This window comes from Candidatus Methanoperedens nitratireducens (assembly GCF_900196725.1).
Taxonomy (GTDB): Archaea; Halobacteriota; Methanosarcinia; order Methanosarcinales; family Methanoperedenaceae; genus Methanoperedens; species Methanoperedens nitroreducens_A.
Genome location: NZ_FZMP01000001.1, coordinates 37,252 through 45,593 on the forward strand (window position 1 = coordinate 37,252; position 8,342 = coordinate 45,593).

Sequence of the window (8,342 nt, forward strand, 5' to 3'; positions counted from 1 at the left end):
GTAACCAGGGTCATTCAAATAACCTGTCAAGCAGCCAGTTCGGGTCAAACTTTATGAGATCCTTATAGCTCTGACCGACTCCGAGGAACAGTACCGGCTTGCCGGTTGTGTATGCTATAGATATGGCTGCGCCGCCTTTTGCATCAGCGTCCTGCTTTGTCAGTATGCTCCCGTTAAAAGCCACAGCGCTGTTAAAGAGCTTCGCACGCTCCACCGCATCATTGCCGGCTACAGCCTCATCCACGAAGATGATGAGGTCAGGGTCGTTCACCCTGCATACCTTCTTCAACTGGTCCATCAGGTTGATATTTGTGTGCATCCTGCCCGCGGTGTCAGCAAGCACTATATCTTTATGTTTTGCCTTTGCGAACTGGATAGCATCGTAAACCACAGCAGCAGGGTCAGCCCCTTCCTGGTGTTTTATGAGCTTTATGCCCAGCGCATCGGCGTGTCTTTCGATCTGCTCGATGGCGCCCGCGCGGAAAGTATCGCCTGCTGCTATTACCACGGAATAGCCCTGCTCTTTGAACCGCTCGGCCATTTTTGCTATCGTCGTGGTCTTGCCTGTGCCGTTCACGCCCACAAAAACAATGCTCACTGGCTTATTGGACTTTTTAACGAACCCGTCAAAATCAAAAGAATCAACAGAAATTACTTTTAATATAGCCTGCCGCAGGGCAGTCTCGACTATATTGCCCGTGTCTGAACCGATTTTCCGGCGGGTTCCTACAAGTTCAGCCTTCACAGCCTCTACTATTTTCTCAGCTACAGGCAGCGCAACATCACTCTCCAGGAGCGCCATCTCAAGCTCCCACAGGTGGTCTTTCACGCTTTTCTCTTCTATGATGAATTCCTGTTCAAGGACTGCTGCCTTTAGTTTATCAAATATGCCGGCTTTTTCAGGGGCTTTAACAGTCTCAGAAGGTTTTGCGGACTCAGGCGCTTCCTTTTTTATAGAAACCTCTGGTTTTACATGCCCGGCTTTGATGGCTTCCTGTTCCTTCTCTTCGATCGCACCGCCGAGGACTTTCTTAAAGCCGCCAAGCTTTTCTTTGAGTTTATCGAACATATTTACCAATAATCCCCATCTGGGGTTTTATTATCAGTGAACAGACCCCCGACCCGGATTTCACTCTGCGCGCATGGGCTGCTGGGGCTGCGTATGGCTCTGCAGGACTTTCTCGATGTTCTGCATCTCCCCGGCAAGCTTCCCGAGTGCATTGTTCAATTGTTCGTAATACTTATTTAGTTCATCCTTCCTCTTCTCAAGGAAGGCTTTGGCATCATCCGTTCTCTTTTCAACGCTTACACCCGCTCCGATCCCGATCACCACTTTATCGGGGCTGGTAAGGGTCGCATTGACAAATGAACTGAATCCGATGGGGACAAGTATCTCTTTCCCTGCAGTCTCGTCTTTTAAGGATGTAATGGTCGTTAATGCCGTCTCAACGTCTTTGATCGTTAATTTTACCATGTTAAGCTGCTGTGCTATAGCTTCTCCCTGATACTGGTACTGCTGGTGCCTTGAGGCCATTTCCTGGAGCTGCTGCTGGGTTATTTTTCCGTCGCTCATGCCTTTTCCTCTTCCGCAGATTCAATCTTTATCAGAGTGCGCCTCAATCCGTGCTCACTGCCTATTAATGAATATGCCTTCTCAAATGCGCTGTTTTTGTTCTGGGAAGCTACAGTTTTTGTAAAGTGTTCCCATTTTTCTCCGGCTTTGAAAGTTCCTTTCACTATAAAATTCATTGTATCACCTGAACAGGGGGTTTGAGTTATACTCAATCAGATATATACCTACTGGAACTTATACGGAGCGATTGATACCGCCCATATAAAAACCGGAAGCATATCGTTCAGGAGAAAACGTTTGAAAAGAGAAACACTCGACCTCTCGCGCCGGGTCTTTGGCATAGATTTTAGCGGCGCATCGGACGCTGGCAGGAAAATCTGGATCGCTGGAGGCATAATTAAGGAAGGGCTCCTGCAAATCCAGGTTTGCAATCAAGCCTCGGAATTTCCAGGTGCAAATATTAAGCTTGATGCATGCCTTGAGGCGCTTCGGGATTTTATCACCAGGGGGAAGGACGGCGTCTTCGGGTTTGATTTCCCTTTCGGACTGCCGCGAGAACTTATCGAAGAAAGGAACTGGAAAGATTTTGTTCTACATTTTCCGGAAAATTATCCTGGTCCTGGCAAGTTCAGGTCAAAATGCCGGAAACCTGCAACGGGACGAGAACTTAAACGGATCACTGACGTAGAAAGTAAAGCCCCGTTCTCACCTTATAATCTGCGTGTCTATCGCCAGACCTACCATGGAATCAGTAATGTGCTGCATCCTCTGGTGAAAAAGCATCAGGCATGCGTTCTCCCAATGCAGAACGCCCTGCCTGATAAACCCTGGATTCTGGAAATCTGCCCTGCATCAACATTGAAGAAATTGTTACAGGTAAAGAAACTGCCTTCGTATAAGGGAACCAGTGATCAGCATTATAAGGCACGCGGGCTGATTCTTGATGAGCTTATGGAAACAAACCAACTTTTGATTCCACGACTGATTCGTTCAACGGCAAAAGATGACAGCGGCGGCGATGCACTTGACAGCATTATAGCTGCATATTCTACATTCCATGCATACCTGAATCATTTTAAAGTTGAGCCTAACGAAAATTACAACCTGGAAGGATACGTATTTGTGTAGACTACGATCGGCACGGAAAGATAACCCGCAATCCTTATATACAATGAACATAATTGTACATCAATGTACTAAAACATACAATACAATATGACCAAGGATATCTATGCATCAGATAATCGATGAAATACTTGAATCCACCAGAAAAAGGCTCCCTCCTGCCGGGAAAAAGGGAAAAGTTATTTCAAGAAATTTCAGGGATAGCATAAGCTCAAGAAAAGAGCGAAACCTTGTTCCCGTGATAGCAGAGGTCAAGCCCTCCTCTCCGACCAGGTTTATCATGAAAGTAAACCCGCAGGATGCGGCTGAAATCGCGGAATTAATGGAAGCAGGGGGCGCAGCAGCCATATCCGTGCTTACAGAACCGCAATTTTTCAAAGGCAGTATTGACAATCTGAATTCTGTCAGGCATGTGGTAAAAATCCCCGTGCTGAGAAAAGATTTCATCATCGATAGATCACAGATCTATGAAGCTGAGAGCGACCTCGTCCTGCTTATAGCAGGGGTTCTCGGAGATGAATTAAATTATTTTGTTGATGAAGCTCTATCCTCAGGTCGTGAACCGCTCGTTGAAGTACATAACAAAAACGAACTTGAAGCCGCACTTTCTACGAATACGAATATCATTGGGATTAATAACAGGGATCTCACAACAATGAAGGTGGATATATCAACGACAGAGAGGCTGGCTCCGCTTGTCAGCGGTAAAATAATCATTAGCGAAAGCGGGATATCCACGCCTGAGGACGCGGTCCGTATGATTGACGCCGGGGCAGATGCGATCCTTGTCGGAACATCTATAATGCAGGGAGATGTTTACAAAAAGACTTACGAATTAGTACACGCATTGAACGGAAGATAGGATACATATGAAGCAGGAACTTAAATCGACCAAATTCGGCAAATACGGCGGGCAGTTCGTACCCGAAGTACTGATGCCGGCACTTGAAGAGCTAACGGAGCAGTATGAAAAATACAAAGACGATCCTGTTTTTAACGAAGAATTGAATTATTATCTCAGGGATTTCGCAGGACGCCCGTCCCCTCTATACCATGCAAAGCGGCTGAGCAAGGAATACGGTGTCAAGATTTACCTGAAGCGCGAAGACCTCGTCCACGGCGGCGCGCATAAGTTAAATAACACGCTCGGACAGGCGCTATTGACCAGATACATGGGGAAAAAAAGGATTATTGCGGAGACCGGTGCCGGTCAGCACGGTACTGCATGCGCAATGGCAGGGGCAGCTTTTGGCATCAAAACTGAAGTTTACATGGGCGCAAAAGATACTGTACGCCAGCGAATGAACGTTTACAGGATGGAACTGATGGGCACCAGGGTAATACCTGTCAAAAGCGGCTCGCAGACCCTGAAAGATGCCATTAACGAAGCCATGCGCGACTGGGTCGCCAACGTGGAGACAACAAATTACATGATCGGCTCCGTAGTCGGACCGCATCCCTACCCCACGATGGTTCGCGACTTCCAGAGCGTCATAGGTAAAGAGGTACGCACGCAGATGATGGAAAAGGAAGGAAGATTCCCGGATTCCATAGTAGCGTGCACGGGCGGAGGCAGCAACGCGATGGGTATTTTCCATCCGTTCGTAGATGATGACTTACAGCTTTTCGCGGTCGAGGCTGGCGGAGGCGGCTTGAAAACTACGGATAAAGAGGCGCTGCATTCGGCAACCCTGTGCGCAGGCGAGGAGGGTGTGCTTCACGGCGCGCGCACCAAGGTCCTCCAGAATAAATACGGGCAGATACTGGAATCAAGCTCGATAGCTGCAGGGCTGGATTATGCAGGCGTTGGTCCCGAGCTTGCGTATCTTGCTGATATAGGAAGGATAAAACCCTGCTATTCGCTGGACAGCGAAGCGCTTGAGGCATTCCATGACCTGTGCAGGCTTGAGGGCATAATCCCTGCGCTTGAGTCCTCGCATGCAGTTGCGTATGTCAAGAAAGCAGCAGCATCCGGGGAGCTGGGCGATGTTGTGGTGATAAACATATCCGGAAGAGGCGATAAAGACCTTGAGACCGTGCTGGGGATGAACAAATGAAGATAAGTGATAAATTCAACGAGCTGAAGAAGAAGAACGAAGGTGCCCTGGTCGCTTATATCTGCGCGGGAGACCCTACGCCGGAGGAGACAAAAAGGTATGTGACATCGCTCATCAGGGGCGGCGCAGATATTATCGAACTTGGCATGCCTTTCTCAGACCCTGTGGCTGATGGTCCTACCATCCAGGCCGGGATCGAGAGGGCGCTGAACGGGGGAATGACGCCTGATATTTATTTCAAGACCACCAGCGCTCTTAAGGTTAGCACCCCTCTTGTGGTAATGACATATTATAATCTTCTTTTCAAAAGAGGGCTTCCGAGATTCGTCCAGGACTGCAAAGCATCAGGCATATCGGGCATCATAGTTCCCGACCTGCCTGCTGAAGAGTCGGAAGAGCTTGGAGCTTTATGTAAGAAATACGATGTCGATCTTATATTCCTTGTGGCTCCTACAACAACTGAAACCAGGATGGAACATATACTGGCGCAGGGGACAGGTTTCATCTATCTTGTAGCGCGCCTTGGTGTCACAGGAGCGAGGGCAGATGTTGCAGGCTCAACACGGGAGCTGATAGAAAGGGTGAAGACTACTACGCCTAAGGCTGTCGGATTCGGTATCTCGAACGGGAAGCAGGCTGCTGAGATAATCCGCGCAGGAGCGGATGGCGTTATCGTGGGTTCAGCATTCGTGGATATTATCGCGAGCAGGAAGGATGTGGAGCAGAGGCTTGAGGCGCTGGCGAGGGAATTGAAGGAAGGGATAAGGGCGGCGCGAGGGTAAAAATACTTTGACCCTGCTTCTTATTCAAAAAAAGAGGCTTATTTATTCTCTTTAGCGTATGCCACTAAAGCCTCTTTAATTCCCCATTTAAATGCTACGACCACAGCAAATCCCCATGCTAACGGCCCAAGGAAAGTATAGAAAACAGCAGTTTTGATAAGCATGGAATCCAATGCCAGCAGGAGCACTACAAGGAACATGAATCCTCGCAATATTGGGATAATTACATCGGAACCTTCTACCTTCATTCCTACCATCATTTTTTGCAGATAATCTGCAATAAAATCTATGGATAAGAAACCGATTATTAATATCAAGATTCCAACGAAAAGATTTGGTAGATAATTCAATATATTATTCAGAAATCCGGCAAGCCGGGCCAATTGGAGGATTTCAGTAGCAGCGAGGATAAATATTAGATAGCCGAATAATTTTATTACTCCGGAAAGAATGCCAGAAACAGATGTATTCGTTACCTTCAGAGTCTCTCCGACGGTGGTTTTCATGAATCTCTCATCCACACCTGTAGCTATCAGTACTTTGCGGATGAGATCGGTCAGGAAATCAACTATTAGCAAGCCTATGATTAAAACAACTAGGGCGGAAATTATCAGTGGGATATAGAGAATTATCCTGGTTATAAATTCTGTCAAAATGCTTATATTCAAAACATCTATAATTATCACTGCAAAGATAATATAAACAAACCATTTTATTATGGATTCAAATAATCCTACGGTGCTCATTCCAGCCTTTTTTATCATTCCACCAATGGAGGTCTTTTCGATCAGATCATCAAGACCAATCTTATCCAGCACCTTTGACCCCACTTTTCCAAGAAATCTGCCCGCTATCCATCCTACTATTATTAAAACTATGACTGCTACAAGCGTAGGAATAAATGCAACGAACTGTTGTCCCAAGTTATATAAACTATCTAATATCTGCGAATCTGCCATTCAAAACCACTCCATATTATGGATTGTCCCGCTTGGTATTTAAAATTTTCTTGTCCAGGACTAAAAAAATCTCATTTTATAGCTCAATGTAAGTTCAATATGAGTAAAGCTCCTCCTTTCACGGTTCAAGCATTACAAAAAAGGAGATATGTTCCCCAAGCAGCCATTTCTCATTAGAAAATAGTGCAGCATAAACAACGAACTCAATACAAACTCGTACGAACTCTTGCTGCAGGGAATCCATGTTACCCTCAAAAGCGTTAAGATCAAATAATTTTATTTAAGTTAGCAAATGAAGAACGAGAGTAAACTGACCTGGAAAGATGTTGTAAAAGAAGCCCTTTTAGAAATCGGCAGCTCAGGTCACCTTGATGATATTTACTCAAAAATAAAGGGACATACGAAAACCGAAACAAATCCAACATGGAGAGATACAGTAAGACGTACTTTACAGCAATACAGCATTTTCTATCAGGAAGAGAAGGGGAGCGGGATATGGTATCTCAGGGAAGAAAAGCCTCTTGAGGAGTTTGACCCGAAGAAGAATTCGAATCCGGGGCATGAGGATGTACAGGGGATGCTGCTTGAACTCGGAAAAATATACGTTATGAAACATGGAGAGGGGTTAATGATACCAAGAAAAAGTTTATGGGCAGACCGCTGGAAGAAATCGCTTACTGTAGCGATTTCCCAGGCTTATTTCCTACCCGAAGGTTGTAAAAGTAGAGAGTTATATTGATGTAATATGGTTTACAGGTGACACAGATGCTCTTGTGCCCGAATTTGCTTTTGAGGTGGGGTACTGAAGTAACTAAAGAGCCTGGCAGGCTGTTTGACCTTTATAAAGCCGGGTTAAGGACCAAGCTTTTTATAGTGTTGCCTGATAAAACTGGATAAGTTCCATACAGAAAATATTAAGACAATCGTAACCATATGTCCAGTATATGACAGAAGTTTCGACAATTAAGCAGGATGTCATAAGACAGCTTGATCAACTACCACTTGAACTCCAGCGTCGGGTACTTGATTTTGCTCATGCATTGGCCATGTCTTTTCCAAAAGGTGTTCAAGGTAAGCGGCTCCTCAACTTTTCAGGTATCATGGAAACTGAGGACACCCGTGCTATGAGTGAAGCCATTGAGACAGGCTGTGAGCGAGTGGATATGAATGAGTGGTAGATTTCTGCTGGATACGAATATAATAATCGCTCTCTTTGGAAATGATGCTTCTGTCAAAAACCGACTGGCTGATGCTGAGGAAGTTTTTATATCAAGCACAGTTCTGGGAGAATTATACTTTGGTGCTCATAAGTCCAAACATATTAAGAAGAATCTTTCAAGAATAGAGGATTTTGCGTCAAGCAGTGCTGTCTTGCCATGCGATACTGATACGGCACGCTACTATGGCTTGATTAAAAAGCGACTACTTGAAAAAGGACAACCTATTCCAGAAAATGATATATGGGTTGCGGCTGTCGCATGTCAGCATGGTCTTATTGTAGTATCGCGCGACGGTCATTTTAATGAAGTCGAGAACCTGAAATTCGAAATGTGGTGATGGATATCCTTATGATTTTACTGACCCTGAAATCATATAACTATTTGGCACAATATTTATCTCAATACAAATATTAAACCCCGGCGCCGATATATTCCCCAAGCAGCCACTTCACATTAAAAACCATGCAGTATAAACATCAAATTCATACGAATCATTTTATCCTGAGATGATTTTCAATATGGAATCTTTGACATCCCATGACATTATTAAACTTGCCACTGATGCTCATTGAGACGGTCTCTGTGCCTCTGCGTCTCGGTGGATAAATTGTTGAATGCAAACGAAA

General features: G+C 45.4%; 11 protein-coding genes. 7 read left to right on the forward strand and 4 right to left on the reverse strand.

The features are described 5' to 3' along the window. Positions 1–10 precede the first annotated feature (10 nt). Genes ftsY through rpl18a form a run of 3 tightly spaced genes read right to left on the reverse strand, consistent with a single transcriptional unit; the run spans position 11 to position 1,749 of the window. Positions 11–1,069, reverse strand: a complete 1,059-nt coding sequence (gene ftsY, locus MNV_RS00220) for a signal recognition particle-docking protein FtsY (RefSeq protein ID WP_096203340.1) — start codon at positions 1,067–1,069, stop codon at positions 11–13. 60 nt (positions 1,070–1,129) lie between these two features. After that, a complete protein-coding gene (pfdA, locus tag MNV_RS00225) occupies positions 1,130–1,573 on the reverse strand; it encodes a prefoldin subunit alpha (protein WP_096203341.1) in 444 nt (147 codons plus the stop codon). Then, complete coding sequence (gene rpl18a / locus MNV_RS00230; protein ID WP_096203342.1) at positions 1,570–1,749, reverse strand: 50S ribosomal protein L18Ae; 180 nt, start codon at positions 1,747–1,749, stop codon at positions 1,570–1,572. The genes pfdA and rpl18a overlap by 4 nt, the downstream gene beginning before the upstream one ends. Before the next feature lie 121 nt (positions 1,750–1,870). On the opposite strand from rpl18a, the gene MNV_RS00235 reads away from it, so the two are divergent. The 4 genes from MNV_RS00235 (at position 1,871) to trpA (ending at position 5,537) form a co-directional block, all read left to right on the forward strand. Further along, a complete protein-coding gene (locus MNV_RS00235) occupies positions 1,871–2,701 on the forward strand; it encodes a DUF429 domain-containing protein (RefSeq protein ID WP_096203343.1) in 831 nt (276 codons plus the stop codon). 103 nt (positions 2,702–2,804) lie between these two features. Then, complete coding sequence (locus tag MNV_RS00240) at positions 2,805–3,560, forward strand: indole-3-glycerol-phosphate synthase (RefSeq protein ID WP_096203344.1); 756 nt, start codon at positions 2,805–2,807, stop codon at positions 3,558–3,560. A 7-nt stretch (positions 3,561–3,567) separates the two neighbouring features. Continuing rightward, positions 3,568–4,755 (forward strand): tryptophan synthase subunit beta, encoded by a 1,188-nt coding sequence (trpB, locus tag MNV_RS00245; RefSeq protein WP_096203345.1) that lies wholly within the window; start codon positions 3,568–3,570, stop codon positions 4,753–4,755. Next, entirely contained in the window at positions 4,752–5,537 is a 786-nt protein-coding gene (gene trpA, locus MNV_RS00250; protein WP_096203346.1) for a tryptophan synthase subunit alpha, read from the forward strand. The genes trpB and trpA overlap by 4 nt, the downstream gene beginning before the upstream one ends. A gap of 38 nt (positions 5,538–5,575) precedes the next feature. Here the strand turns inward: trpA and MNV_RS00255 are convergent, their stop codons facing one another. Continuing rightward, on the reverse strand, positions 5,576–6,496 hold the full coding sequence (locus MNV_RS00255) for a mechanosensitive ion channel family protein (protein WP_096203347.1): 921 nt from the start codon (positions 6,494–6,496) through the stop codon (positions 5,576–5,578). 292 nt (positions 6,497–6,788) lie between these two features. Between MNV_RS00255 and MNV_RS00260 the strand changes: the two genes are divergently transcribed. The 3 genes from MNV_RS00260 to MNV_RS00270 all read left to right on the forward strand — a co-directional run bounded on the left by MNV_RS00260 (position 6,789) and on the right by MNV_RS00270 (position 8,053). Next, entirely contained in the window at positions 6,789–7,235 is a 447-nt protein-coding gene (locus tag MNV_RS00260; RefSeq protein ID WP_096203348.1) for a hypothetical protein, read from the forward strand. A gap of 205 nt (positions 7,236–7,440) precedes the next feature. After that, a complete protein-coding gene (locus tag MNV_RS00265; protein ID WP_096203349.1) occupies positions 7,441–7,674 on the forward strand; it encodes a hypothetical protein in 234 nt (77 codons plus the stop codon). Further along, complete coding sequence (locus MNV_RS00270; protein ID WP_096203350.1) at positions 7,664–8,053, forward strand: type II toxin-antitoxin system VapC family toxin; 390 nt, start codon at positions 7,664–7,666, stop codon at positions 8,051–8,053. The genes MNV_RS00265 and MNV_RS00270 overlap by 11 nt, the downstream gene beginning before the upstream one ends. The last annotated feature ends 289 nt before the right edge of the window (positions 8,054–8,342 follow it).

Excerpts from the sequence above, each read along its gene's own strand:
- pfdA (WP_096203341.1), bottom strand. The coding sequence starts at position 1,573 with ATGAGCGACGGAAAAATAACCCAGCAGCAGCTCCAGGAAATGGCCTCA.
- ftsY (WP_096203340.1), bottom strand. The coding sequence starts at position 1,069 with ATGTTCGATAAACTCAAAGAAAAGCTTGGCGGCTTTAAGAAAGTCCTC.
- trpB (WP_096203345.1), top strand. The coding sequence starts at position 3,568 with ATGAAGCAGGAACTTAAATCGACCAAATTCGGCAAATACGGCGGGCAG.
- MNV_RS00265 (WP_096203349.1), top strand. The coding sequence starts at position 7,441 with ATGACAGAAGTTTCGACAATTAAGCAGGATGTCATAAGACAGCTTGAT.
- MNV_RS00260 (WP_096203348.1), top strand. The coding sequence starts at position 6,789 with ATGAAGAACGAGAGTAAACTGACCTGGAAAGATGTTGTAAAAGAAGCC.
- MNV_RS00270 (WP_096203350.1), top strand. The coding sequence starts at position 7,664 with ATGAGTGGTAGATTTCTGCTGGATACGAATATAATAATCGCTCTCTTT.
- rpl18a (WP_096203342.1), bottom strand. The coding sequence starts at position 1,749 with ATGAATTTTATAGTGAAAGGAACTTTCAAAGCCGGAGAAAAATGGGAA.
- MNV_RS00240 (WP_096203344.1), top strand. The coding sequence starts at position 2,805 with ATGCATCAGATAATCGATGAAATACTTGAATCCACCAGAAAAAGGCTC.
- MNV_RS00255 (WP_096203347.1), bottom strand. The coding sequence starts at position 6,496 with ATGGCAGATTCGCAGATATTAGATAGTTTATATAACTTGGGACAACAG.
- trpA (WP_096203346.1), top strand. The coding sequence starts at position 4,752 with ATGAAGATAAGTGATAAATTCAACGAGCTGAAGAAGAAGAACGAAGGT.